Annotated in this window: 25 protein-coding genes; 20 read left to right on the top strand and 5 right to left on the bottom strand. The window is 77.2% G+C overall.

The window, feature by feature from the left end:
- Nucleotides 1-227 precede the first annotated feature (227 nt).
- Genes ACI79X_RS20870 through ACI79X_RS20845 form a run of 6 tightly spaced genes read left to right on the top strand, consistent with a single transcriptional unit; the run spans nt 228 to nt 5,494 of the window.
- Entirely contained in the window at nt 228-1,148 is a 921-nt protein-coding gene (locus ACI79X_RS20870; RefSeq protein WP_457027336.1) for an aldose 1-epimerase family protein, read from the top strand.
- 1 nt (nt 1,149) lies between these two features.
- A complete protein-coding gene (locus ACI79X_RS20865) occupies nt 1,150-1,854 on the top strand; it encodes an MOSC domain-containing protein (protein WP_457027335.1) in 705 nt (234 codons plus the stop codon).
- A 2-nt stretch (nt 1,855-1,856) separates the two neighbouring features.
- The gene (locus ACI79X_RS20860; protein ID WP_457027352.1) at nt 1,857-2,081 is read left to right on the top strand and encodes an RNA-binding S4 domain-containing protein; all 225 of its coding nucleotides are present in this window, start codon (nt 1,857-1,859) and stop codon (nt 2,079-2,081) included.
- Entirely contained in the window at nt 2,078-3,520 is a 1,443-nt protein-coding gene (locus ACI79X_RS20855; RefSeq protein WP_457027334.1) for an RNB domain-containing ribonuclease, read from the top strand. Before ACI79X_RS20860 ends, ACI79X_RS20855 begins: the two co-directional genes overlap by 4 nt.
- Nucleotides 3,517-4,710 carry a pyridoxal phosphate-dependent aminotransferase gene (locus ACI79X_RS20850; protein WP_457027333.1) on the top strand — a complete coding sequence of 398 codons (1,194 nt, stop codon included), beginning with the start codon at nt 3,517-3,519 and terminating at the stop codon, nt 4,708-4,710. The genes ACI79X_RS20855 and ACI79X_RS20850 overlap by 4 nt, the downstream gene beginning before the upstream one ends.
- A 22-nt stretch (nt 4,711-4,732) precedes the next feature.
- Nucleotides 4,733-5,494 (top strand): nitrilase-related carbon-nitrogen hydrolase, encoded by a 762-nt coding sequence (locus ACI79X_RS20845; RefSeq protein WP_457027332.1) that lies wholly within the window; start codon nt 4,733-4,735, stop codon nt 5,492-5,494.
- Here ACI79X_RS20845 and ACI79X_RS20840 read toward each other — a convergent pair.
- On the bottom strand, nt 5,491-6,726 hold the full coding sequence (locus tag ACI79X_RS20840; RefSeq protein ID WP_457027331.1) for a DUF2382 domain-containing protein: 1,236 nt from the start codon (nt 6,724-6,726) through the stop codon (nt 5,491-5,493). The two genes, ACI79X_RS20845 and ACI79X_RS20840, sit on opposite strands and share 4 nt — an antisense overlap.
- A 125-nt stretch (nt 6,727-6,851) precedes the next feature.
- On the opposite strand from ACI79X_RS20840, the gene ACI79X_RS20835 reads away from it, so the two are divergent.
- The 3 genes from ACI79X_RS20835 to ACI79X_RS20825 all read left to right on the top strand — a co-directional run bounded on the left by ACI79X_RS20835 (nt 6,852) and on the right by ACI79X_RS20825 (nt 10,654).
- Complete coding sequence (locus tag ACI79X_RS20835; RefSeq protein ID WP_457027330.1) at nt 6,852-8,477, top strand: CYTH and CHAD domain-containing protein; 1,626 nt, start codon at nt 6,852-6,854, stop codon at nt 8,475-8,477.
- Nucleotides 8,478-8,748: 271 nt separating this feature from the next.
- A complete protein-coding gene (locus ACI79X_RS20830; protein ID WP_457027329.1) occupies nt 8,749-9,831 on the top strand; it encodes a metallophosphoesterase in 1,083 nt (360 codons plus the stop codon).
- A gap of 82 nt (nt 9,832-9,913) precedes the next feature.
- Complete coding sequence (locus ACI79X_RS20825) at nt 9,914-10,654, top strand: GntR family transcriptional regulator (protein WP_457027328.1); 741 nt, start codon at nt 9,914-9,916, stop codon at nt 10,652-10,654.
- Here the strand turns inward: ACI79X_RS20825 and ACI79X_RS20820 are convergent.
- A complete protein-coding gene (locus ACI79X_RS20820) occupies nt 10,641-11,774 on the bottom strand; it encodes a phosphotransferase (RefSeq protein WP_457027327.1) in 1,134 nt (377 codons plus the stop codon). The genes ACI79X_RS20825 and ACI79X_RS20820 overlap by 14 nt on opposite strands.
- A gap of 130 nt (nt 11,775-11,904) precedes the next feature.
- On the opposite strand from ACI79X_RS20820, the gene ACI79X_RS20815 reads away from it, so the two are divergent.
- From ACI79X_RS20815 to ACI79X_RS20805, 3 genes are all read left to right on the top strand, one after another.
- Nucleotides 11,905-12,345, top strand: coding sequence for a MarR family winged helix-turn-helix transcriptional regulator (locus tag ACI79X_RS20815; RefSeq protein ID WP_457027326.1), 441 nt, complete (start codon nt 11,905-11,907; stop codon nt 12,343-12,345).
- A gap of 19 nt (nt 12,346-12,364) precedes the next feature.
- Nucleotides 12,365-12,862: an SRPBCC family protein gene (locus tag ACI79X_RS20810; RefSeq protein ID WP_457027325.1), complete on the top strand. Its 498-nt coding sequence runs from the start codon at nt 12,365-12,367 to the stop codon at nt 12,860-12,862.
- Nucleotides 12,863-12,958: 96 nt separating this feature from the next.
- Nucleotides 12,959-13,228 (top strand): GlsB/YeaQ/YmgE family stress response membrane protein, encoded by a 270-nt coding sequence (locus ACI79X_RS20805; protein ID WP_457027324.1) that lies wholly within the window; start codon nt 12,959-12,961, stop codon nt 13,226-13,228.
- Between the two features lie 26 nt (nt 13,229-13,254).
- On the opposite strand, the gene ACI79X_RS20800 is transcribed toward ACI79X_RS20805, so the two are convergent.
- A complete protein-coding gene (locus tag ACI79X_RS20800; RefSeq protein ID WP_457027323.1) occupies nt 13,255-13,893 on the bottom strand; it encodes an MBL fold metallo-hydrolase in 639 nt (212 codons plus the stop codon).
- A gap of 84 nt (nt 13,894-13,977) precedes the next feature.
- On the opposite strand from ACI79X_RS20800, the gene ACI79X_RS20795 reads away from it, so the two are divergent.
- Complete coding sequence (locus tag ACI79X_RS20795; RefSeq protein ID WP_457027322.1) at nt 13,978-14,238, top strand: hypothetical protein; 261 nt, start codon at nt 13,978-13,980, stop codon at nt 14,236-14,238.
- A gap of 6 nt (nt 14,239-14,244) precedes the next feature.
- Here the strand turns inward: ACI79X_RS20795 and ACI79X_RS20790 are convergent, their stop codons facing one another.
- The gene (locus ACI79X_RS20790; protein ID WP_457027321.1) at nt 14,245-15,036 is read right to left on the bottom strand and encodes an enoyl-CoA hydratase/isomerase family protein; all 792 of its coding nucleotides are present in this window, start codon (nt 15,034-15,036) and stop codon (nt 14,245-14,247) included.
- Nucleotides 15,037-15,177: 141 nt separating this feature from the next.
- Between ACI79X_RS20790 and efeU the strand changes: the two genes are divergently transcribed.
- The 5 genes from efeU (at nt 15,178) to ACI79X_RS20765 (ending at nt 22,192) form a co-directional block, all read left to right on the top strand.
- On the top strand, nt 15,178-16,095 hold the full coding sequence (efeU, locus tag ACI79X_RS20785; RefSeq protein ID WP_457027320.1) for an iron uptake transporter permease EfeU: 918 nt from the start codon (nt 15,178-15,180) through the stop codon (nt 16,093-16,095).
- On the top strand, nt 16,082-17,236 hold the full coding sequence (efeO, locus tag ACI79X_RS20780) for an iron uptake system protein EfeO (RefSeq protein WP_457027319.1): 1,155 nt from the start codon (nt 16,082-16,084) through the stop codon (nt 17,234-17,236). The genes efeU and efeO overlap by 14 nt, the downstream gene beginning before the upstream one ends.
- 82 nt (nt 17,237-17,318) lie before the next feature.
- Nucleotides 17,319-18,641, top strand: coding sequence for an iron uptake transporter deferrochelatase/peroxidase subunit (gene efeB, locus ACI79X_RS20775; protein ID WP_457027318.1), 1,323 nt, complete (start codon nt 17,319-17,321; stop codon nt 18,639-18,641).
- Between the two features lie 221 nt (nt 18,642-18,862).
- Complete coding sequence (locus ACI79X_RS20770; protein ID WP_457027317.1) at nt 18,863-20,596, top strand: serine/threonine protein kinase; 1,734 nt, start codon at nt 18,863-18,865, stop codon at nt 20,594-20,596.
- Nucleotides 20,597-20,611: 15 nt separating this feature from the next.
- Nucleotides 20,612-22,192, top strand: coding sequence for a serine/threonine-protein kinase (locus ACI79X_RS20765; protein ID WP_457027316.1), 1,581 nt, complete (start codon nt 20,612-20,614; stop codon nt 22,190-22,192).
- Between the two features lie 33 nt (nt 22,193-22,225).
- On the opposite strand, the gene ACI79X_RS20760 is transcribed toward ACI79X_RS20765, so the two are convergent.
- Nucleotides 22,226-22,999, bottom strand: a complete 774-nt coding sequence (locus tag ACI79X_RS20760) for a hypothetical protein (protein ID WP_457027315.1) — start codon at nt 22,997-22,999, stop codon at nt 22,226-22,228.
- A 152-nt stretch (nt 23,000-23,151) separates the two neighbouring features.
- Here ACI79X_RS20760 and ACI79X_RS20755 point away from each other — a divergent pair, with 152 nt between their 5' ends.
- A complete protein-coding gene (locus ACI79X_RS20755; protein WP_457027314.1) occupies nt 23,152-24,435 on the top strand; it encodes a competence/damage-inducible protein A in 1,284 nt (427 codons plus the stop codon).
- A gap of 17 nt (nt 24,436-24,452) precedes the next feature.
- The gene (locus ACI79X_RS20750) at nt 24,453-24,848 is read left to right on the top strand and encodes an SRPBCC family protein (protein WP_457027313.1); all 396 of its coding nucleotides are present in this window, start codon (nt 24,453-24,455) and stop codon (nt 24,846-24,848) included.
- Nucleotides 24,849-24,977: the final 129 nt, after the last annotated feature.

The following is a 24,977-nucleotide window of genomic DNA, read 5'->3' as shown; positions in this document are numbered from 1 at the left end:
CCTCGTCCACAGATCCGCAGCGTCCCTCGACACCGCCGGGTAGGGAGGGGTGGTGAGCACCCGGGACACCGTCCGCGCCGTCCTCGACCGGTACGGCACGACGTGGCTGGAGCGCGTCGACGCACTCGTCCGCGGCCGCTACACCCGCTAGGCCGGGGTGGCGACCCGCCGGGCCGGGGCGGCGACCCGCTGGGCCGGGCGGGGCCGGGTGTGGTGGGCTGCCGGGCATGAGCGTCCCGCTGATGACCGCGTGGCCCGCGATCGAGCCGGCGGAGGTGGAGCTGGTCAGCGGCGACGCCCGCCTCGCCGTCGACCTGCGCGGCGGCGGCCTGCGCGCGCTGACCGTCGGGGACCGGGCCGTCCTCGACGGCTACCCCGCCGGCACGGTCCCCGCCGGGCGGCGCGGCGGCGTGCTCCTGCCCTGGCCCAACAGGCTGCGCGACGGGCAGTGGACGTGGGAGGGGCAGCAGCTCCAGCTCGACGTCGCCGGCCCCGGCAAGCCGGCCGCGCACGGGCTGGTCACCTGGCTGCGGTGGGAGGTGCTCGCCCGGCAATCCGACGCCGTCACGGTGGGCACCGTCGTCGAGGCCCGCCCCGGCTACCCCTTCCGCCTGGCCGCCGCCGTCGACCACGTCCTCGCCCCCGACCGGCTCACCGTCACCGTCCGCGTCCGCAACGCCGGCGACCGCCCCGCGCCGTTCGGCACCGGGATGCACCCCTACCTCGCCGTCGGCGCCACGGCCGACGGCGGCATCGCCGACGCCGAGCTGACCGTCCCCGCCCGCACCGCGCTCGACCTCGACGGCGGCCTGCCCACCGGCACCCGCCGGCCCTTCGACGGCGACATCGGCCGGATCGGCGACCGCGCCCTCGACGACGCCGTCACCGACCTCGTCCGCGACGACGACGGCTGGGCCCGCGTGCGCCTGCGCGGCCCGGCCGGGGCGCTCGAGCTCGCCGTCGACGGGTCGTGGCCGTGGCTGCAGGTCTACAGCGGCGACACGCTGCCCGAGGGCCAGCGCCGCCGCAGCCTCGCCGTCGAGCCGATGACCTGCCCGCCGAACGCGCTCGCCGACTCCGCGGACCTCGTCGTCCTCGGGCCGGGGGAGTCCTGGTCGGGCACCTGGACCCTCGCCTGGGAGGCCTGACGTGCGGGTGCTGGAGCTGTGGCGCTACCCGGTGAAGTCGCTGCAGGGGGAGCGGCTCGACGCCGTCGACGTCGGGACGCAGGGCCTGGCCGGTGACCGGCAGTGGGCGCTGTTCGACCGCTCGACCGGCTACGGGCTGACCGCACGCCGCGTTCCCGACCTGCTCTTCGCCGCCGCCCGCCTGCGCGCTGACGGCGGCGTCGAGGTGGTGCTGCCCGACGGCACGGTGACCACCGACGACGACGTCCTCTCCGACTGGCTCGGCCGGCCGGTGACGCTGCGCGCGGCCGACGTCGAGCGCGGGCCCCGGCACTACGAGGCCCCGGACGACGACGAGGACGTGTGGGACGCGTTCGAGGGGGCGTCGGGCGCGTTCCACGACAGCTCCCGCATCCGGGTCTCGCTGGTCTCCTCCGGCACGCTCGGCACCTGGGACCGCCGCCGGTTCCGCGCGAACGTGCTGCTCGACGGCGCGGGCGAGGACGACCTCGTGGGCGGCACCGTGCGGCTCGGCGGCGCCGTCCTCGACGTGCTGAAGCCGGTCGCCCGCTGCGTGATGGTCACCCGCCCCCAGCCCGGCGGCATCGCCCGCGACAGCGGCGTCCTCAAGACCATCCACCGCGAGCGCGGCGGCACCCTGGCCGTCGGCGCGCTGGTGCCGGTGCCCGGCCGGGTGGCGGTCGGCGACGCGCTCACCCCCGCGTGAGGATGGGGGACGTGCGCACGATCGAGCTCCGTCCCGGTGAGGACTCCATCCGCCTCGGCCAGCTGCTCAAGCTCGTCGACGCCGTCCCCACCGGCGCCCAGGTGAAGGACGTGCTGGTCACCGGCACGGTCCGGGTGAACGGCGAGCCCGAGGACCGGCGCGGCCGGCAGGTCCGGCGGGGCGACGTCGTGAGCATCGAGGGCGCCGAGGACGTCCGGGTCGCGTGAGCCCCGACGCGCGTTCCACGTGGAACGCGGTCGTGCCGCGCTGGCCGGCCGCCGTCCCCGGGCCCGACTTCGCCGCGATCCGCGCCGAGTTCGACGTCCCGGAGGACTTCCCGCCCGCGGTGCTCGCCGAGGCCGAGCGCCTCGCCGCCGACCCGGCGCTGCCCGGCGAGGACGCCACCGGCCTGGAGCTGGTCACCCTCGACCCGCCGGGCAGCCGTGACCTCGACCAGGCCGTACACCTCGCGCGGGAGGGCGGCGGCTACGTGGTCAGCTACGCGATCGCCGACGTCGGCGCCGTCGTCGCGCCGGGGAGCGCGCTCGACGCCGAGGCCCGCCGCCGCGGCCAGACCCTTTACGCGCCCGACCGGCGCACGCCGCTGCACCCGCCGGTGCTCAGCGAGGGTGCGGCCAGCCTGCTACCCGGCGAGGACCGCGCCGCCGCGCTGTGGACCATCCGGCTCGACGCCGACGGCGACGTGCGGTCGGTCGACCTGCGCCGCGCCCGCGTCCGCAGCCGCGCCCAGCTCGCCTATCCCGACGTCCAGGCGCAGGCCGACGCGGGCACGCTGACGGGAGCGCTGGAGCTGCTGCCCGAGCTCGGCCGGCTGCTGCGGGCGCGCGCCGCCGACCGCGGCGCGATCGAGCTGGGCTCCCCCGACCAGGAGGTCGTGCGCACCGACGGCGGCGGCTGGACGCTCGTCGCCCGCGCGCCGCTGCCGGTCGAGGGATGGAACGCGGAGATCTCGCTGCTCACCGGCCGCGTCGCCGCCCGGCTCATGCTCGACGGCGGCGTCGGCGTCCTGCGCACGCTGCCGCAGGCCCGCCCCGAGGACGTCGAGCGGATGCGCCGCCTCGCACCCGCGCTCGGCGTCGACTGGCCCGCGGGCGCCGGCCCCGGCGCGGTGCTGGCCGGCCTCGACCTCGCCGACCCGCGGCACCTCGCCTTCCTCGAGGAGGCCACCGCCCTGCTGCGCGGCGCCGCCTACACGCCGTTCGACGGCGACCCGCCCGCCGACCCCGGGCACGCCGGCGTCGCCGCGCCGTACGCCCACGTCACCGCGCCGCTGCGCCGGCTCGTGGACCGCTTCGGCACCGAGGTCTGCCTGGCGCTGGCCGCCGGGCGCGAGCCCGACCCGGCGGTCCGCGCGGCGCTGCCGGAGCTGCCGGCGCTCATGACCGCCTCCGACCGGCGCACCCGGGCGGTCGAGCGGGCCGTCGTCGACGCGACCGAGGCCTGGCTGCTCGCCGGCCGCGAGGGGGAGGAGTTCGACGCCGTGGTGGTGGACGCCGACGACGACCGGGGCACCGTGGTGCTCGCCGACCCGGTGATCCGGGCACGCTGCGCCGGCGCGGGCCTCACGGCCGGCGCCCGGGTGCGGGTGCGGCTGGCCGAGGCCGACGTCGCCCGCCGGACCGTGCGCTTCGCGGTGGCGGCATGACCGCCCCGTACCTGGCCGGGCGCCTGCAGGGCTTCGGGACGACGGTCTTCGCCGAGATGAGCGCGCTGGCCGTGACCACCGGCTCGATCAACCTCGGCCAGGGCTTCCCCGACACCCCGGGCCCGGCGGAGGTCCTCGACGTCGCCCGCTCGGCGATCGGCACCGCCCACGACCAGTACCCGCCCGGGCCCGGCACCCCGGAGCTGCGGGCGGCGATCGCCGCGCACGTCGCGCGCTTCCGCGGGCTGGCCTACGACCCCGACACCGAGGTGCTGGTCACCGCCGGCGCCACCGAGGCGCTCACCGCCGCGATGCTCGCGCTGGTCGAGCCCGGCGACGAGGTCGTGGTGTTCGAGCCGGTCTACGACAGCTACGCCGCGGCGGTCGCCATGGCCGGCGGGGTGCTGCGCCCGGTGCCGCTGACCCCGCCGCGGGCCAACGCCGACGGCGCGGTCTGGACCTTCGACCCCGCCGACCTGCGCGCCGCCGTCACCCCGCGGGCGAAGCTCCTGCTGCTCAACACCCCGCACAACCCCACCGGCAAGGTCTTCCGCCGCGAGGAGCTCGACGCCGTCGCCGAGGTCGTCCTCACCGCCGGCCTGCTGCTGGTCACCGACGAGGTCTACGAGCACCTCGTCTTCGACGGCGCGGAGCACGTCTCGCCGGCGACGCTGCCGGGCCTGCACGAGCGGACGCTGGTGGTCGGCAGCGGCGGCAAGACGTTCAGCACCACCGGCTGGAAGGTGGGCTGGACCTGCGGCCCGGCACCGCTGGTGGCCGCCGTCCGCACCGCGAAGCAGTTCCTCACCTACGTCAACGCCGGGCCCCTCCAGCCGGCGATCGCCGCGGGGCTCGCCCTGCCCGACGCGTACTTCACCGGGATCGCCCGCGACCTGCAGCGCCGCCGCGACGTCCTGGTCGACGGCCTGCGCGCCGCGGGCCTGCCGACGATCAGCCCGGAGGCCACCTACTTCGCCACCGTCGACGTCCGGGGGATCGCCGACGGCGACGACGGCCTGGCCTTCTGCCGGGAGCTGCCGCACCGGGCGGGGGTGGTCGCCGTGCCGGCGGGCGTCTTCTGGACGGCGGAGCACGCGGGCCTCGGCCGGCACCTCGTCCGGTTCGCCTTCTGCAAGCGCGACGAGGTGCTCACCGAGGCCGTCGACCGCTTGGCCAGGATGTCCCCATGAGATCCGGCCGGGGAGGCGCAGCGTGAGGTTCGGCGTGGTCCAGCACGACATCGTCTGGGAGGACCGGGAGGCCAACTACGCCCGGCTCGCCCCCCAGGTGGCCCGGGCGGCCGCCGCCGGCGCGGAGTTCGTGCTGCTCAGCGAGACGTTCTCCACCGGCTTCTCCATGACGCCGGGCATCGGCGAGCCCGAGGACGGCCCGTCGGCGTCCTTCCTCCGCGCGCAGGCGGCCGAGCACGGCGTCTGGGTGGCCGGCAGCTGCCCGGAGATCGCCCCGGGCGGCGACCTGCCGTTCAACTCCCTCGTCCTGGCCGGGCCGGACGGGCAGGTGCACCGCTACCGCAAGCTGCACCCGTTCACCCACGGCGGGGAGGCCGAGCGGTTCCGCGCCGGGGAGGCGCCGGTGACGGTGGAGGTCGGCGGCCTGCGGGTCACGCCGTTCATCTGCTACGACCTGCGCTTCGCCGACGTCTTCTGGGCCGCCGCCGAGCAGACCGACGTCTACCTGGTGACCGCGAACTGGCCCTCGCCGCGCCGGCACCACTGGACGACGCTGCTGCGCGCCCGCGCCATCGAGAACCAGGCGTACGTGGTGGCCTGCAACCGCGTGGGCACCGGCGGCGACGGCCTCGAGCACGCCGGCGACAGCCAGGTGGTCAGCCCGATGGGCGACCTCCTGGCCACCGCCGCGGGTGGGGAGACGCTGGTGCTCGCCGACGTCGACGCCGCCGAGGTCGCCGCCACCCGCCAGCGGTTCGCCTTCCTCGCAGACCGCCGCGGCTAGCGCGGCGGGGCCTGACCGGCCGGCGGGACCGGGCTGATCTGCTGTGTCCGGTCGGCCGGCGGGACGGCGTCGATCTGCTGCGTCTGCTCGGCCGGCGCGGTCCCGGCCTGCACCGTCCCCGCCTGTGCCGTCCCCGCCTGTGCCGTGCCCGCCTGTGCCGTGCCCGCCTGCCGCGTCGGGGTCTCGTCGACCACGATCTGCTCGCGCCGCACCTGCTCGGTGATCCGCTCGTGGCCCTGCACGAGCTCGGTGCGCAGCCGCACCCGCTCGACCGGCACGACCTCCACGCTCACGACCGGCCGCTCGGCGTGCAGCACGATCTCCTCGGGCACACCGGCGGCACCGGCGAGGCCGCCCCCGACCCCGCCGCCGACCCCGCCGCCCGGGACGGGCCCGGCCGGCCCGCCGCCGGAGCCGGCACCGCCCGGGACACCGGTCCCCGCCGGCACGAGCGACTCGCCGGGGCCCGGGTCGGGCGCGTCGAACGGGACCTCCTCGACGCGGATCTCCTCGCGCCGGATCGGCACCGTCACCTGCACCTCCTCGGTGACCACGTACTTCACGACGCGTACGCGGGTGGCGGCGACCTGCTCAGTGCCCACCCGCACCTGCTCCTCGCTGCGCGTCATGGCGCCGTCGGAGGGCAGCGGCGGCGCGGCCTGCTCGGTGGTGGTGCGGACGTCGGACGCCGGCGGCGGAACCGGGCGCGTGCCGGGGTCGGTCGCCGGCCCCGGGGTGAGGCCCGTGGTCCCGGCGGCCCCCGCGGCAGCGGCGGCCCCCGCGGTCCCGGCGGTCGTCGTGCCGGTCGTCGTGCCGGTCGTCGTGTCGGTCGTCGTGTCGGTCGTCGTGTCGGTCGTCGGGCCCGCCGCCGTCCCGGTCGGTGCGCCGGTGCCCACGCCGGCCTCCGTGCCCGTCCCGGTGCCCGTTCCGATCCCGTAGTGGCGGCGCAGCTCCTCCTCCTCCTCCGGGCTCAGGTGGTCCCCGTGGACGGCGGGCGCGTGACGCACCGCCTCCTTGCCCACCGGGACCTGCAGCATCCCGTCGGAGAAGGTGGCCTCGGTGGCCGGCACGACCGAGTGGCGGGTGCCAAACAGGCCCGTGCTCACGGCCACCCAGGTCGGCGCGCCGGTGCGGTCGTCGACGAAGAAGCTCTCGACGGTGCCGATCTTCTCGCCGTCGGGTCCGTGGGCCGTGCTCCCGATCGCCGCCGACAGGTCTCGCTCGCTCAACACGGTGCTCGCCTCCTCCGCACGCCTGCTCTGGCGTCCTCGGGCGGGGGAGTGCCCGGTGCCGTGTGTCCCGACACGCGGGTGACGCCTACGGTCGGTGCGGGAGAAGACCACCTGAGGAGGACGACGTGGGCAGCGGGAAGCTCGAGGTCGAGCGGAAGTTCGAGGCGGGGCCGGACGTCGTCCTGCCCGACCTCACCGGCGTCGGCCACGGCGTCGTCACCGTGGGTGACCCGGTGACGCACGACCTGGACGCCACCTACTACGACAGCCCGGACCTGCGGCTGCTGCGCGCGCGGATCACCCTGCGCCGGCGCACCGGCGGCACCGACGCCGGCTGGCACCTCAAGCTGCCGACCGCCGTCGCCGGGTCGCGCCGCGAGGTGCACGCGCCGCTGGGCACCCGCCGCACCGTCGTGCCGCGCGCGGTGACCGAGCCGGTGACCGCGGTCCTCCGCGGCGTGCGTCCCGAGCCGGTGGCGATGCTGCAGACGACGCGCCAGGTCACCGAGCTGCTCGACGGCGAGGGCCGGGTGCTCGCCGAGGTCGCCGCCGACACCGTCACCGGCACCGCGATGGCGCCCGACCCCGGGTCGCCCGCCGAGGTCACCACGTGGCGCGAGATCGAGGTCGAGCTCGTCGACGGCGACCCGGAGCTGCTCGACGCCGTCGGCGAGGTCCTGGTCGCCGCGGGCATCCGGCCGTCGGACTCGCCGTCGAAGCTCTCCCGGGTCCTGTCGGGCAGGCTGCCCGCGGCCCTGCCGGCCGTCGCGCCCGCGCCGGAGGCCCCCCAGGGCAAGGGCAGGAAGGGGAAGAAGGGCGGGAAGAAGGGCAAGGGGAAGGACGACGCCGCACCCACCGCCGGCGACGTCGTCCTCGCCGCCCTGCGGGCCCAGGTCGAGGCGCTGCAGGTCGCCGACATCGGCGTCCGCACCGGCGACCCCGAGGGCGTGCACGACCTGCGGGTGGCCTGCCGGCGGCTGCGCAGCATCCTCGCCGCCTTCCGCGACGTCCTCGACCGCACCGCCACCGACCCCGTCCGCGACGAGCTGCAGTGGATCGGCAGCGCGCTGTCCGGCGCCCGCGACGGCGAGGTGGCCCTGGAGCACCTGCGCGCCGTCGTCGCCGCCCAGCCGGTCGAGCTGGTCCGCGGCCCGGTCTCCGCCCGGCTGCGCTCCACCGAGGTGGCCGACGTCGAGCGCGGCCGCAAGGCCGCCATCCGCGCGCTGTCGGACAAGCGGCACCTCGCCCTGCTCGACGCCCTCGACGGCCTGCTCGCCGACCCGCCGCTGGCCGAGGCCGCCGGGGAGCCGGCCCGGGCCGTCCTCGCCGACGCGGTCAAGCGCGCCGGCAAGCGGCTCACCGCCCGCATCGACGAGGCCCGCGACCGCGAGGCCGTGGACCCGGGTGCCCACGAGGAGGAGACCGAGCACGCCCTGCACGAGGCGCGCAAGGCCGCCAAGCGGGTCCGCTACACCGCCGAGGTCGCCGCCCCGGTGCTCGGCGCGCCGGCCGAGGCACTGGTGGCCTGCATGAAGCAGGTGCAGGACGTCCTCGGCGAGGCCCAGGACACCGTGGTCACGCGGATGTGGTGCCTGCGGCTGGCCGCCGCCGCCGTCGGCGCGGGGGAGGACACCTTCACCTACGGCCGGCTGCACGGCCTGGAGGAGGCCCGCGCCGAGCACGCCGACCGGGCGTTCTGGGCGCTGGAGCCGACGCTGCGCGACGCCGTCCGCGCCGCCGCGCGGGCCTGAGCACGACCGTCCGGCCGGCCCGCGCGGGAACGCCGCGGGCCGGCCGGACGTCTCCCTGGCCGGGCGCCCCCGCCCCGCCGTCCGCCGCGAAGCGAGGTCCGTCCTGTCCCTGATCGCCCTCCTCGGCTTCGGCACGGTCGTCCTCGTCGCGCTCGCCCTCCTGCACGGCTACCTGTGGTGGCGGCTGGTCCGCAGCACCACCCGGCCGGGCCGGGCACGCCGGGCGCTCACCTGGGTCACGGTCCTGCTCGCCCTCCTGCCGGCGGCCGCCGTGCTGACCCGCCGCGACCTGTCGCTGTCGGCGCAGGCACCGCTGGCCTGGGTCGGCTTCACGTGGCTGGGCGTCGCCTTCTACGCCTTCCTCGCGCTCCTGGCGCTGGAGCCGGTGCGCTGGCTGCTGGACCGGCGGACGAGGCAGGCCGTGGCTCCGGAACCGGCCCGGGAGCCGGCGACCGTGCCCGCTGTCCCCGCGCCGCCTCGGGCGGCCGCGGAGCCGCAGGCCGGACCTCCCGATCCCTCACGGCGCCTCTTCATCGCCCGCTCGCTGGCGGTGACCGCCGGCGCGGTGGCCCTGGGCACGGCCGGCACCGGTGCCTACTCCGCGAACTCCGCGCCGGTCGTGCGGCGGGTGCCGGTGACGCTGCCGCGGCTGGACACCGCCCTCGACGGGCTGCGCGTCGTCACCTTCTCCGACGGGCACCTGTCGGCCACCTACGGCGGGCGGCGCTTCGAGCGGCTGGTGGAGATCGTCAACCAGCAGCGGCCCGACGTCGTGGCGATCGTCGGCGACCTGGTCGACGGCGAGCTCGACGAGCTGCGCGAGGACGTCGCCCCGCTGGCCGACCTGGTGAGCGAGCAGGGCGTCTTCTTCGTCACCGGCAACCACGAGTACTTCGTCGACACCACCGCCTGGCTGCGGCACCTCCCCACCCTCGGAGTCGAGGTGCTGCGCAACGAGCGGGTGCCGATCAGCCGCGGCGGCGCGTCGTTCGACCTGGCCGGCATCGACGACCGCACGGCCGCGGGCTCCGGCGTCCCCGGGCACGGCGCCGACCTCGACGCCGCCCTCGACGGCCGCGACGACGCGACGCCGGTGGTCCTGCTGGCCCACCAGCCGGTGCAGGTGGAGCAGGCGCGGGCGGCGGGTGTCGACCTGCAGCTGTCCGGGCACACCCACGGCGGGCAGCTGTGGCCCTTCGACTACGCGATCCGACTCGACCAGCCCGCCGTCGAGGGGCTGTCCCGGCACGGGGACACCCAGCTCTACGTCACCGCCGGCGCCGGCTACTGGGGGCCGCCGATGCGGGTCGGCGCCCGCCCCGAGGTCACCGTCGTCGAGCTGCGGGCCCCCTGAGCGGCCCGGATCTCACCCGGGCGGGAGACGTCTCATACGACATGACGTCCGCAGACGTCTTCCTCCGCATACCCTGGCGGTCGTGACGGCAGCGGCGGCGGGACCGAAGTACCTCTCGGTCCGGGAGCACCTCCGGCGCCGGGTCGCGGCGATGCCGGAGGGGGCGCTGCTGCCCCCGGAGCCGTCGCTGTGCGCCGAGTACGGGGTCAGCCGGATCACCCTGCGCCGCGCGGTCGACGGGCTGGTGGCCGACGGGCACCTGGTGCGCGAGCAGGGCCGCGGCACCTACGTCACCCGCCCGGCCATCCGGCACGAGTACCGCGAGAGCTTCGTGCACCGGATCGCCGGCTGGAGCTCGCTCATGGCCGAGCAGGGCGCGCAGGTGGGCACCACGGTCCTGCAGCAGCGGGTCGTCCCCGCGCCGCGGGCGGTCGCCGCCGAGCTGGCCCTCGACGTCGCCGCGGACGTCGTCGAGCTCGAGCGGCTGCGCAGCGTCGACGGCGCCCCGAACCACGTGGCGCACAGCTTCCTGCCCGCCGACCGCTACCCGAAGGTCGCCGTCGAGGACTTCACCGAGGGCTCGCTCTACGAGTTCCTCCGCCGCGAGTACGGCGCCGACCTCGCCCACGCGCGGATCGTCGTCGACGTCGGCACCGCCGCCCCCGACGAGGCCGACCTGCTGCAGATCGCCGCCGGCTCGCCGCTGCTCGTCGTCCGCACCACCGTGCGCGACAGCGCCGGCCACCCGCTGGTGCACTCCTTCTCCCGGCTGCGCCCCGACGTGAGCCAGGTCGAGTTCGAGGTCTCGGTCACCGGCCGCTGAGCGCCGCGAGGCGGGGCTCGAGGTCGAGCACCATCCGCACGAACGCGGCCTTCTCCCGCGCGTGCGCCACCAGCTCGCCGGTCAGGGGTCCCTCCAACTCGTCCAGCGGCAGGCTCGTGAAGGGATAGCGCAGGAGCGCCGCGGCGACGACCGCTCGCTCGACCTGCCGCACCGGCGCCTCCACGCCCTCGGCCGCCAGGCCCTCCACGTAGGCGGGGACGGCGACGTCGAGGAGTCCCGGCGCCGCGTCCGGCGGCGCGGTGCACGCCTCCGCGTCCCCGAACACCAGGGGCACCACGTCGTAGCCCACGGGCGCCGGCGTCGAGGTCCCCCAGTCCAGCAGCGCGAGGACGCCCGGCTCCTGCTCGGCACGCAGCACGTTGGCGGGCGTGGCGTCCCCGTGGGCGGGCAGCTCGGGCGCGCCCGCGACCTCGTCCCACAGAGCGGGGACCCGGCCGGCGAGGCGGGCGAGGTCGTCCCTCAGCGCGGCGACCGCGGGCTGGCGCATCGCGGGGTGCGACCAGGTCCCCTCGGTGGCCAGCAGCGGCAGGGCGCGTCTGCCCAGGCGGTTGGCCACGAAGTTCGCGAGGAACGAGCCGCAGGGGATCTCGATGCGCGGTTCGACCCGCCGGCGCACGGCCAGCCGGCCGAGGGCCGTCGCCGCCCGCCGGACGTCGTCGACGCTCCAGGGGCGGTCGACGGCGCGCACGTCCTCCAGCCAGAGGGTCCTCCGGTCGCCGGGGCCGCTGGTCACGTGGACCAGGTCGGGCATCCGCAGGCCCGGGGGCATGTGGTCGCGGACGGGGCCGGTGTAGACGTCGGCCTCCACCCGCCACGGGATCTGGCTGTCGATGAACTCCCGTGCCGGCGGCGGCACCTCCGGCGGCAGGCCCTCCCGGGCGCGCTGGAGCTCCTTGACCACCAGGCGCAGGACGAGGGGCTCGCCGCCGTCCCGGGCCGTGACCGCCACCCGGGTGAGCGCACGGGTCGTGGGCGCCGAGTAGCGGTGGGCGACCGGGACGCAGGCGACGTCGTCGACGGTCAGGCCCGGCCGGCCGGTCCAGCGGCGCAGGCCCGGCAGTAGGTCCTCCAGGGTGGTCCCGCCCGGCAGCGCGGTCACCGGGGACGCCGGGGGCCGGGGCGGCGGGGGCGCACGGGCCGGAACAGGGCCAGCCAGGGGGAGGTCGTCATCGCGGGCTCCGTGGGAGGATGGTCAAGCCGCTTGTCTGACTCGGAGATGGTGAAGCACCTTGACGGAATCCGTCAACGGGGACGGCGACCCGCTCGTGGTCGTGCTGCTCGAGCACGCCATGCACCGCATCCGCGCCGAGCTCTACGCGCTCAGCGACGCGTCGTTCCCCGGCCTGCGCACCCGGCACTACCGGCTGCTGTCCATGCTCCCGCCCGGCGGCGAGCGGCTCAGCCGGATGGCCGCCGCCAGCGGGCTGACCAAGCAGGCGCTCGCCCAGGCCCTCGAGCCGCTGCAGGCCGGCGGGTACGTCGAGGTCGTCCCCGACCCCTCGGACGGCCGCGCCCGGCTGGTCCGGCTCACCGAGCGCGGCCGGACGGTCAACGGCACCGTCCGCGCCCACCTCGCCGCGGTGGAGCGCGAGTGGGCCGGCCGGGTGGGGGAGGAGCGCTACGCCGTCGCCCGCGCCGTGCTCGCCGACCTCACGCCGGGGCCCGCGTGAACGCGGCTACCGTCGGGGTGTGACCACGGCGAGCGGGACCCGCGAGGTGGCCGCGCCGCGCAGCCACGTGTGGCGGGCGCTGGCCGTGCTCGAGCCCTACTGCGCCGTGTGCGACGTCTCCTACGTCCTCGACGGGGCGGGCTCCGGCGGCGCCACCGGCCGTGCGTCCGGCCGTGCGTCCGGACGCGGCACCCGGTTCGTCTGCGTGCCCGGCCGGCTCGCCGGTGACCAGCGCCCGCGCGAGGGCGCGCCGCGCGGCGAGATCGTCGAGTGGGAGCCCGAGCGGGTGGTGACCACCCGGCTCGACCTCACGCCCGAGACGTGGACGACGCGGATCGAGCTGGCCGACGGCGACGACGGCGGCACCCGGGTGACCGTCACGCTGACGCACGAGCCCCGGCGGGTGCGGCTGGCCGACCGGTTCACCCGCTCGGCCCTGCAGCGGATGGTGCAGCAGACCGTCGACGGCGAGCTGGACAAGCTGCCGGCCCACGTGGAACAGGCCGCCATCGGGTGAACCGGCCGCCCCGTGTGTGTGCGGGGTGATCTTGCGGGTAGTGATCTCCCCGGTCAGGACGCCGTCCGGCGTCCGCAGGACACAAGGGAGACAGACGTGCAGATCCTCGGTCTGATCGTGGTGGGCCTGATCATCGGCGCGCTCGCGCGCCTCATCAAGCCCGGGCGTCAGCGGCTGAGCATCGTCGCCACGCTGCTGCTCGGCGTCGTCGGCGCCCTCATCGGCGGCGTCGTCGCGAGCCTGCTCGGCACCGGCGACATCTTCGAGCTCAACGTCATCGGCTTCATCGTCGCGGTCGTCGCGGCCGTGCTGCTCATCGGCGTCGCCGAGAGCCTGTCCGGCGGCCGCAACCGCGCCGTCCGCTGACCGCGGCCGGGGGAGCCGGCGGGCGCCTAGAGCCCGACCGACTCCCCCGGCGCCAGCCGGGCGTAGGGCGTGGGCGTGCCGGGGCCCCGCTCGCCGAGCAGCCCGGCCACCACGCCGAGCCCGGTGTCGTTGAGCAGGCCGTCGTGCACGGCCCAGGCCCGCTCCGCCCCGACCGCGCGGACGTAGTCGACCACCTCCGCCGTCTTCGACCAGGGCGCGTGCAGCGGCAGCAGCAGCGCCGGCACCGGGACGTCGGGCACGGTGAACGCATCGCCGGGGTGGAACACCCGGCCGGCCACCAGGAAGCCCACGTTGCGCACCCGCGGGAGCTCCGGGTGGATCACCGCGTGCCACTCGCCGTGCACCTGCACGTCGAAGCCCGCCACGGTCACCGCGTCGCCGTGGCCCACCGCGTGCACCCGCCCGCCGAGACCCTCCAGCTGCCCGGCGACGGACGGGTTCGTCCACACCTCCAGCGCCGGGTCCGCGTCGAGCGCCGCGCGCAGCCGGTCGGGCACGAAGTGGTCGGGGTGCTCGTGCGTCACCAGGACCGCCGTCGCGCCCTCGAGCGCCGCCGGGTCGGTGAAGGCGCCCGGGTCGACGACGAGCCGGCGGCCGTCGTCCTCCAGCACCACGCAGGCGTGCCCGTGCTTCGTCAGCTGCATGCCGGCATCCTGCACCTCACCCCGAGGGGGGAGGGGAGTGCGCCCCGGCTGACGCGCGGCGGCGGGACTGCCGACCTCTCCGGCATGGCCCCCACCACCGCCCGCACCGCCGCCGGCACCGCCCCCACGCCGTTCGCCGCCACCACCTACGCCGCCGCGCGCAGCCGGGCGCACGGCCCGACGGCGGCCCTCTGGCACGCCGTCGAGCTGCACCGGCCCGCGGCGGAGGTCGACGGCGCCTGCGAGCTCAGCCTGTGCGGCACCCTCGCCCGCGTGGCCGTGGACGAGCCGTGGCCGCCCACGACCAGCGACGTCTGCGGCGCCTGCGCGACCCTCGCGCGCTGAGGCCGCTCAGCTCCCGGTGAACCGGGGTGCGCGCTTGGCCAGGAAGGCCTCGACCGCCTCCGCGTGGTCCGCCGTCGACCCCAGCGCCGTCTGCAGCCGCGCCTCGTGCGCCAGCGTCTGCTCCAGCGAGTCGGTGGGCGCCGTGGCCAGCACCGTCTTCACCGCGCGGTAGGCCGCCGTCGGACCCGCGGCCAGGCGCTCGGCCAGCGCCCGCGCCTGCGCGGCGACCTCGCCGGGCTCGACCACCCGGTGCACCAGGCCCCACTGCTGCGCGGTCTCGGCCGTGAACGGGTCGGGCAGGAGCAGCAGCTCGGTGGCCCGCCCCACGCCGACCGTGTGCACCAGCCGGGCCGCGAGTGCCGAGTCGCTGCCCAGGCCCACGCCGGTGAACGCGGTGGTGAACTTCGCGCCGGCGGCCGCGACCCGCAGGTCCCCGGCCATCGCCAGGCCCAGGCCCGCCCCGGCGCACGCGCCGTTGATGCCGACGACGACCGGCACGCGCAGCGCCGACAGCGCCAGCACCAGCGGGTTGTACTCGTCCTCGACCACCCGCAGCGACGTCGCGGCGTCCCCGCGCAGGGACTCGACGTGCTCGGCGAGGTCCTGGCCGACGGAGAACGCGCGCCCCGTGCCGGTGAGCAGCACTGCCCGCACCGACGCGTCGCCGGCGATCCCGCGCACCACCTCGAGCAGCTCGCGGCGCAGCGCGCGGGAGATGCCCGACTGCTGCAGCGTCACCGTGGCGACGCCGCCGGCGTCCTCCCGGGTCACGGTCGTGGTGGCGGTCGTCTCTGACATGGCGGTCACCCTGCCACGCCCGCCGCCGGCCGCGGGGGCCTCCCGCGGACGCGGCCTCGATCGGTCGTGCGCGATGAGTAAGGTGTGCCTGCCCTCAGTCCGGTGACGGGGGCCACCCCACTCCCGACAGATCGGTCAGCCATGGGCCAGGCGTTCCTCGCCAGCTACCTCATCGGTCTCCGCGAGGGCCTCGAGGCCACCCTCGTCGTCAGCATCCTCGTCGCCTACCTGGTCAAGAGCGGCCGGCGCCGCCAGCTCGTGCCGCTGTGGGCCGGCGTGGCCGCCGCGCTCGCCCTGTCGGTGCTGTCCGGCGCGCTGCTCACCTACACCTCGACGACGCTGCTGGCCGACTACCGCTCCCGCGAGCTGTTCGAGGCGATCACCTCGGTGCTGGCCGTGGCGCTGGTGACCTGGATGGTCTTCTGGATGCGCCGCACCGCCCGGAAGCTCAAGGGCGAGCTCACCGGCCAGCTGGAGCACGCGCTCGGGATGGGCACGCTCGCCGTCGCCGGCGTCGCCTTCCTCTCCGTCGTCCGCGAGGGACTGGAGACGACGCTGCTCTTCTACGCGGCCGCCCAGGGCGCGCGCACGTCGGCGACGCCGCTGCTGGCGATCAGCGCGGGCGTGCTCACCGCCGTCGTCATCGGGGTCGGGCTCTACGCCGGGGCGATCCGGATCGACCTGTCGCGGTTCTTCACCGTCAGCGGCGTCCTGCTCGTGTTCGTCGCGGCCGGGATCCTCAAGTACGGCGTCCACGACTTCCAGGAGGCGGGCGTCCTGCCGGGCCTCGACGTGCTCGCCTTCGACATCTCCGGCGTCCTCGACCCGAACAGCTGGTACGGCGCCACGATCGCCGGGATCTCCAACATCACCGCGGCGCCCACCGTGCTCGAGACGGTCGCCTACGTCGCCTACCTCGTGCCGGTGCTCGTCGCCTTCCTCTGGCCGGCCCGCACCCCCGCCCCCACGCCGGCCCCGTCGCCCGCCCGTCCCTCCGGCGCCGTCCCGGCCCGGACCCCCTCCTCGCAGCCGGAGACCACCTCGCATGTCCGTTCGTGACCGCCGCCTCCCCCTCCTGACCGCCGGCCTGCTGGCCGCGCTCACCACCGCCGCCTGCGGCGGTGCAGACGCCGGTGCGGGCGGCGCGTCCGGCGGCGGGGAGGCCGCCGACACCGTGGCCGTCGCCGCCTCCGACGACGCCTGCGAGGTCGCCAGCAGCCAGCTCGCGGCCGGGACGCACAGCTTCGCGGTGACCAACTCCGGCAACCAGGTCACCGAGTTCTACGTCTACGCCGAGGGCGACCGCGTCATGGGCGAGGTGGAGAACATCGCGCCCGGCCTGACCCGCGAGCTGCTCGTCGAGCTGCCCGCCGGCGACTACCAGACCGCCTGCAAGCCCGGCATGGTCGGCGACGGCATCCGCGACGACCTCACCGTCACCGGCGAGGCGCAGTCGCTGTCGGAGGACGAGACCCTCGCCCGGGCGAGCGCGGACTACCAGCGCTACGTGCAGAGCCAGACCGGCGCGCTGCTCGAGCGGACGACGGCGTTCGTCGACGCCGTGAAGGCCGGCGACGTCGAGGGCGCCAAGGCGCTCTACCCGGTCGCGCGCACCTACTGGGAGCGGATCGAGCCGGTGGCCGAGGTCTTCGGCGACCTCGACCCGCTCATCGACGGCCGCGAGGGCGACCAGGCCGAGGGCGAGGACTTCACCGGCTACCACCGCATCGAGCAGGCGCTGTGGGTCGGCGGCACGACCGAGGGCATGACGCCCTACGCCGACCAGCTGCTCGCCGACGTGCAGGAGATCGTCGACCTCGCCAACGAGACGACGCTCGAGCCGCTGCAGCTGGCCAACGGCGCCAAGGCGCTGCTCGACGAGATCGCCACCGGCAAGATCACCGGCGAGGAGGACCGCTACTCGCACACCGACCTGTGGGACTTCGCGGCCAACCTCGAGGGGTCGGAGGCCGCCGTCCAGGCGCTGCGGCCGTTCCTCGAGGAGGCCGATCCCGACCTGGTCGCCGAGATCGACGAGCGGTTCGCCGCCACCGAGGCCGAGCTCGAGCAGTACCGCACCGAGGGCGGCTGGACGCTGCACGACCAGCTCACCCAGGAGCAGCTGCAGGGGCTGTCGGACAGCATCACCGCCCTGTCGGAGTCGGTGAGCCAGGTGGCGGCGGTCGTCGCCGACCGGTGAGCCGGGCGACAGCGGTCCCGGGAGTGGGCGGAGCTCCCGGGACGTTGGCCCTGAGGACCCGATCCCCCAGCGCGAGAGAGCCATGACCGAGCCGAGCCCCGACCGGGCGGCCGCGGACCAGCGGCCGGCCGGACTGTCCCGACGTCGTCTCCTGGGTGCCCTCGGCGCCGGCACGGCGGGGGCGCTCGCCGCCGGCGCGGCCGGCGGCGTCATCGGCCGGGCCACCGCCGACGACGCCCCGGCGGCCGCCGGACCCGCGCCCACCGACGCGGTGCCCTTCCACGGCGAGCACCAGGCGGGGATCGTCACGCCGGCGCAGGACCGGCTGCACTTCGTCGCGCTCGACGTCACCACCGACGACCGCGAGGAGCTCGCCCAGCTGCTGCGGGACTGGACCGCCGCCGCCCGCCGGATGACCGCCGGGCAGGACGCCGGCTCGGAGGGCGCCGTCGGCGGCTCGGAGTGGGCGCCGCCCGACGACACCGGCGAGGCGATCGGCCTCCCCGCGTCCGGGCTCACCCTCACGGTCGGCTTCGGCCCGACGCTGTTCACCACCGCCGACGGTCGCGACCGCTTCGGCCTGGCCGCCCGCCGCCCGGCGCCGCTGGTCGAGCTGCCGGCGTTCCCCGGTGACCAGATCGACCCGGCCATCAGCGGCGGTGACCTGTGCATCCAGGCCTGCGCCAACGACCCGCAGGTGGCCGTGCACGCCGTGCGCAACCTGGTCCGGATCGGTGCGGGCGTGGTGAGCGTGCGCTGGTCGCAGCTGGGGTTCGGCCGGACGTCGTCGACCAGCACCGGCCAGGCCACCCCGCGCAACCTGTTCGGCTTCAAGGACGGCACCGACAACCTCAAGGCGGAGAACGGCAGCACGCTCGACCGGTTCGTCTGGGTCGGGGACGACGTCGAGGGGACGACCGCCGACTGGCTGCGCGGCGGCTCCTACCTGGTCACCCGGCGCATCCGCATGCTCATCGAGCCCTGGGACAGCTCGCCGCTGCGCGAGCAGGAGCTGACCGTCGGCCGGGCGAAGGGCAGCGGGGCGCCGCTCGGGCAGCGCGCCGAGTTCGACCCGGTCGACTTCACGAAGCAGGTCGACGGCGAGTTCGCGATCCCCGAGACCAGCCACGTCTTCCTCGCCCACCCGGCCAACTCCGGGACGGCGATCCTGCGGCGCGGCTACAGCTTCGTCGACGGCACCGACGGCCTCGGCCGCCTCGACGCGGGCCTGTTCTTCATCGCGTTCCAGAAGGACCCGGAGACCGGGTTCGTGCGGGTGCAGCGCAACCTGCGGCTCGACGCGATGAACGAGTACATCCGGCACACCTCCTCGGCCGTCTTCGCCTGCCCGCCGGGCGTGCGCGACGACGCCGACTGGTGGGGCCGGGCCCTCCTCGAGGGCTGACCCGCCCGGACCCGCCCGGACCCACCGGTCACCGGCGCGTCGCCCGCGCGTCGCCCCCGTGTCGGCGCGTCGATGCCGACATGTGACCGGTGGGACTCCCCGGACGGGTGGGACGACTGGGAAGATGTGTGGCTCCGGACGGCGCGGGCACCTCGACGGGGGGTGCGGCGTCCCGGGGGGACGGCGCCGGCCCGACGACCGGCAGGGATGGGAGAGCTCCCGTGGTGGAACCGGGTCGCCGGATGCTCGGTGACCGCTACGAGCTCGCCCAGCTCATCGCCGCCGGCGGCATGGGCCAGGTCTGGCGCGCCACCGACCTCCTGCTGCACCGCGAGGTCGCGGTCAAGGTGCTGCGCAGCGAGTACACCGGCGACCCGACGTTCCTCGCCCGCTTCCGCGCCGAGGCCCAGCACGCCGCGGCGCTGAGCCACCCGAACATCGCCGCCGTCTACGACTACGGCGAGACCACCTCCGGCGACACCGGCGAGACGCTGGCCTACCTGGTGATGGAGCTGGTCGAGGGCCAGCCGCTGTCGGCGCTGCTGCGCCAGGAGGGCCCGCTCGACACCTCCACCACGCTGTCGGTGCTCTCGCAGACCGCCGCCGCGCTGGCCGAGGCCCACCGCGCCGGGCTGGTGCACCGCGACGTCAAGCCCGGCAACATCCTCGTCCGGCCCGACGGCAGCGTGAAGATCACCGACTTCGGCATCGCCTGGTCGGCCGGCAGCGTGCCGCTCACCCGCACCGGCCAGGTCATCGGCACGCCGCAGTACCTCTCGCCCGAGCAGGCCGAGGGGCACCACGCCACCCCCGCGAGCGACGTCTACGCGCTGGGCCTGGTCGGCTACGAGTGCCTCGCCGGCCACCCCGCCTTCGACGGCGACAACGCCGTCACCATCGCCCTCAAGCAGCTGCGCTCGGACCCCGAGCCGCTGCCGGACACCCTGCCGGTCGGCGTCCGCACGCTCATCCGCCGGGCGCTGGCCAAGGACCCGTCGCTGCGGATGCCCGACGGCGCGGCGTTCGTCGCCGCCGTCGAGGACGCCCGCGCCGGGCGGCTGCCCGCCTTCGAGCCGCCGGTCCCGGCCGGCCCGCCGACCGTCACCGGGGGCTGGGCTGCCGCCGCCCCGGCCGACCCCGGCGTCCCCACCCAGGCCGTCGCCGCGGCCGACCTCCCCGCCGGCGTCCCCGCCGGGGCCGGCGTCCCCGCCGGGGCCGGCGTCCCTGCCGGGGCCGCGCCGCGCCGCAGCCCGCCCCCGGCACCGCGCCGGCGGGTGGCCGCGGTGCTGGTGCCCCTGCTCGCGCTGCTGCTCGGCGCCGGAGGCGCGGCCGCCGTGGTCACGGCGCTGACCGACACCGGCGCGCCGCCCGTCGTCGTGGCGCAGACCCGCGACGAGCAGGAGGGCGTGGTCGTCGAGGCCGGGGACTACGTCGGCCGGCCGATCGAGGACGTCGCCACCCAGCTGTCCGCGCTCGGGCTGTCGGTGGAGCGTCGCGAGCAGGTCACCGGCCGCACCGTGCCCGGCCTGGTCCTGGACGTCTCGCCCAGTGGCGTCACCCTCGAGCCGGGCGACGACGTCGTCGTCACCTACGCCGTCGCGCCCTCCGGGGGCGGTCCCCGCCCGTCCGACGACGGGGACGACGACGGCGGCATCTCGCCGGTCACCGGCGCCGGGCCCTCGGCCCCGCCGGCGGGGACCACGACGCCGCCCCCCGGCACCGCCGGCGGCAGCTCCGCGCCCGCGACGACCACACCGCCCACGGGCGGGGAGCCGACGGGCGAGGAGCCCACGGAGACCGGGACCCCCGACCCGACGGGCACCACCACGCCGACGGGACCGAGCACGACCACGACGACGCCGGGCGGCGGCTCGTCGACCACCACGAGTGGGGGACCCGCGTCGTCCACCGCGAGCGGCTCCTCCACCGCTGCGGGAGGATCGCCGCAGACCTGAGACCAGGGGGGACCCGTGACCGGGAGCGTGGTCAGGCGCGTCGTCGGGGGCCGCTACGAGCTGCTCGGGCTGATCGCCACCGGCGGCATGGGCCAGGTCTGGCACGGCCGCGACACCCTGCTCGACCGGCCGGTCGCGGTGAAGCTCCTGCGCGGCGAGTACAGCGGCGACGCCACGATCCGGAGCCGCTTCCGCACCGAGGCCCAGCTCGCCGGCCGGCTCGCGCACCGCAACATCGCCGCGCTGTTCGACTACGGCGAGGAGGTGTCCGATGCGGGCGAGGTCTGCGCGCACCTGGTGATGGAGCTGGTCGACGGCGAGTCGCTGTCGGCCCTGCTGGCCCGCGAGGGACGGCTGCCGGCCGGGCGGGTGCTCGACCTGGTGGGCCAGACCGCCGCGGGCCTCGGCGCCGCGCACGCCGCCGGGGTGGTGCACCGCGACGTCAAGCCGGGCAACCTGCTGGTCGGGCGCGACGGCGTCGTGCGGATCACCGACTTCGGCGTCGCCTGGTCGGCGGGCAGCGCGCCGCTCACCGGCACCGGCCAGGTGGTCGGCACCGCGCACTACCTCGCGCCCGAGCAGGCCGCCGGCGGCAAGGCGGGCCCGGCCAGCGACGTCTACGCCCTCGGCATGGTGGCCTGGGAGTGCCTGGCCGGGCACCGCGCCTTCGAGGGCGACAACCCGGTGCAGATCGCGCTGCGGCAGCTCCGCGAGGACCCGGCGCCGCTGCCCGCCGACGTGCCGGGGCCGGTGCGCGACCTCGTGGCGCGGATGCTGGCCAAGGACCCCGCCGGCCGGCCCGCCGACGGCGCGGAACTGGCCGCGGTGGTGGAGACCGTGCGCGCCGGGCGCCCGCTGCCGCCGGCCCCGCCGCCCGGGACCGCGCCGCTGCTCCTGCCGCTTAGCCCGGTCGCGCCGTCGTCCCCGCCCCCGCCGCGGCGCCGGGCGGTGCGGGCGCTCGCGGTGGCCGGCACGCTCGCCGCGGGCGCCGTCCTCGGGATCGGCGCCCTGCAGCTCACCGGCACGGGCACCGGCACACCGCCGGCCGCCGTCGCGGACGCCGCACCGACGGGGGTCGACGTCCGCCGCGACGCGCTCGCCGGCCGGCCCGCCGACGAGGTCGAGGACGAGCTGGTCGCCGCCGGGCTGCGGGTCACCCGGGTGGGCCAGGACGACGCCGCGACGGCGCCCGGGACGGTGCTGGCGGTGACGCCGGTGGGCGCGCTCGCGGCGGGCGACCTGGTGACGCTGACCGTGGCGGTCGCGCCGCCCGCGCCGTCGCCCGCGCCGTCGTCCGCGCCGTCGTCCGCGCCGTCGCCCGCGCCGACGTCCGTGCCCGCGCCGGCGCCGTCGCCGGTGACGGTGACCGTCCCGGTGCCGGTGGAGGTGCCCGTCCCGGTGCCGGCGCCCGGCTGGGAGGCCCCGCCGGTCGCCGAGCAGCCGCAGCCGCCGGCGGAGGCCCCGGCAGCCCCCGAGGCCCCCGCGACGCCCGAGGGGCCGGGTAACGGCCCCGGGAACGGTCAGGGCAACGGCAACGGCAACGGCAACGCGGGCGGGAACGGCGGCGGGAACGGCAACGGCCGCGGCCGGGGGTGACCCGGCCGCGGCCGCGAGGAGGAGCTCAGGCGCTCAGCGCGCCCGGCGGTGCGGCGCCAGCCAGACACCGACGGCGAGGGCGCCGAGGGCGGCGGTGAGCAGGAAGCCGCGGTCGGAGTCGACCCGGGGCAGGGCGATGAGCACCCAGAACACCGCCAGCCCGGCCAGACCGCCGAGCGCCACCCTGTCCGCGACGGCGGGGGAGAGGCGGCCGCCGGGCAGCAGGCTCGCGGCCAGGCCGACCACGCCGGCCAGCGCGGCGAGCGTCGCGAAGCCCGACCACAGCGGCAGGTCCGCCCAGAGCACCTGACCGCCCAGGCGCAGCGCCAGGCCGAGCTCGAGCAGCACGAGGCCGAGCAGGCCGAGCCCGGCGGTGACCAGGACGGCGCGGTCGCGCGGGGTGCGCGGGGCCTTCGGCGCCTTCGGGGCCTTCGGGGCCTCGGGGGCCGCCAGCGTCTCCTGAACCGGCGCGGGGGCCGCGGCCGGCGGCGGGGGCGGCGGCGTGCCGAAGAAGGAGTCCAGCGGCCCGGTGGGCTGTGGGCCGTCGGCAGCGACCGGCGGGACGACGGCGGTCGGCGCGTCCCCGGGCAGGACGTGCGCCACCGGCTGCGGCGCGGTCGTCGGGTAGGCCGGCGGGGGCAGCGGCACGGAGGACGGCACGGGCGGGGCGGCGTGGGCCGGGGCGTGGGCGGGGGCCGGTGCGGCGTCGGGGGCACCCGCGGCGGTCGCGCCGTGCGGGGCGTCGGCCTCCGTCGGGACGGCGATCTCCTGCGTGCGCGGGCCGGCCGGCGGCGTCGAGGCGGTCACGGTCGTTCCTTCCTGCGGGGGCGGGGCGGTCGGCGGTGGACCGGGTCGGGCGCTCCCCGCACGCTAACCGCGGCGGAGGGCGGGAGCGCGCAGGTGCGGCGGCGGGTCCGGCCGTCGCGCCCCGGGTCCGCGTCACACCTAGGGTCGGTCGGGTGGGCACGCGCGCGGGCATCGTCGTCACCGGCACCGAGGTCCTCACCGGCCGGGTCGCCGACCGCAACGGGCCGTGGCTCGCCGAGCAGCTGCGGCGGTCGGGCGTCGACGTCGGCACCGTCCTGGTCGTCGGCGACCGGCCCGACGACATGCGCGGCGCGCTGTCCTACCTCGCCTCCTCCGGCGTCGACCTCGTCGTCACCTCCGGCGGGCTCGGGCCGACCGCCGACGACCTGACCGCCGCCGTCGTCGGCGAGGTGCAGGGCCGCCCGCTCGACGTGGACCCGGCGCTCGAGCAGCGGGTGGGCGCGATCGTGGAGAGGCTGATGGCCCGCCGCGGCTGGCGCGCCGACCCCGGGGCGACGGCGGCCGGCGTCCGCAAGCAGGCGATGGTGCCGGCCGGGGCCACGGTGCTCGAGCCGGTGGGCACCGCGCCCGGCCTGGTCGTCCCGCCGGCCGACGGCCGCGGCGGCCCGGTCGTCGTCGTGCTGCCGGGGCCGCCGTCGGAGCTGCAGGGCATGTGGCCCGCGGCGCTGGACGCCGCGCCGGTGCGCGCGGCGCTGGCCGGGGCGGGCGAGCTGCGGCAGGAGACGGTGCGGCTGTGGGGCACCCTCGAGGCGCAGCTCGCGGCCACCCTGCGCGAGCACGACGACGAGCTCGCCGGCCTGGAGATCACCACCTGCCTGCGCGAGGGGGAGCTGGAGATCGTCACCCGGTACGCCCCGGAGGCGCAGCCCGCCTACGACCGGCTGGCCGCGGTGCTCGCCGAGGAGTACGCGGCGACGCTGTTCTCCACCGGGCCGACGCTCGACGACCTGGTCGCCGACGCGCTGCGCGACCAGGGGCTGACGATCGCCACCGCCGAGTCCTGCACCGGCGGGCTGCTGGTCGCACGGCTGATCGAGCGGGCGGGGTCGTCGGCCTGGGTGCTCGGCGGGATCACCTCGTACGCCAACTCGGCGAAGGAGCACCTGGTCGGGGTGCCGGCCGAGATGCTGGCGGAGTTCGGGGCGGTGAGCCCGCAGGTGGCGCTGGCGCTGGCCGAGGGCGCGCGGGAGCGCTTCGGGGCCGACGTCGGCGTCGGCATCACCGGCATCGCGGGGCCCGGCGGCGGCTCGCCGGAGAAGCCGGTGGGCACCGTGCACCTGTGCGCCGTCGGCCCGTCGGGGCAGCAGGCGCGGTCGGTGCGGCTGCCCGGCTCCCGGACGGCGGTGCGCGAGCGCTCGGTGGTGCTGGCCCTGCACCTGCTGCGGCAGCTGCTGCTCGGTGGCCCGCCCGCCTGACGTCCGGGAGGACCTCCGTGACCACGCTGACCCTGCACGCGAGCGGGCCGGTGGCCCCGGCCGAGGCCTGGGAGCGCTACGCCGAGCCGGCCCGCTGGCCCACCTGGGCGCCGCAGATCCTCGGCGTCCAGGTGCCCGAGCCGCGGCTGCGGGCCGGGCTCGCGGGTCGGGTGCGCGGGCCGCTCGGGCTGACGCTGCCGTTCGTCGTCGAGGCGGTGGACGAGGCGGCGCGGCGGTGGGCGTGGACGGTGTCGGCCGGGCCGGTGCGGCTGCACCTCCTGCACTGGGTGTCCGACGGTCCCGACGGCGGCAGCACCACCGGCCTGCGGGTCACCGGCCCGGCGCCCGTGGTGGTCGGCTACGCGCCGCTGGCCCGGCTCGCCATCGGCCGCCTGGTCCGCCCGCTGTCCTGACCGCCCCGGCCGCGCCGGGGGGGGGGGGGGGGGGGGGGGGGGGGGGGGGGGCGGGGGGGGGGGGGGGGGGGGGGGGGGGGGGGGGGGGGGGGTGGGGTGGGGGTTTTTGTTGCACTAACACACTATATC

This window comes from Geodermatophilus sp. SYSU D01119, from assembly GCF_054049975.1.
Note: the sequence above shows the minus strand (reverse complement) of the source record. Positions and strands in the feature narration are given on the sequence as shown.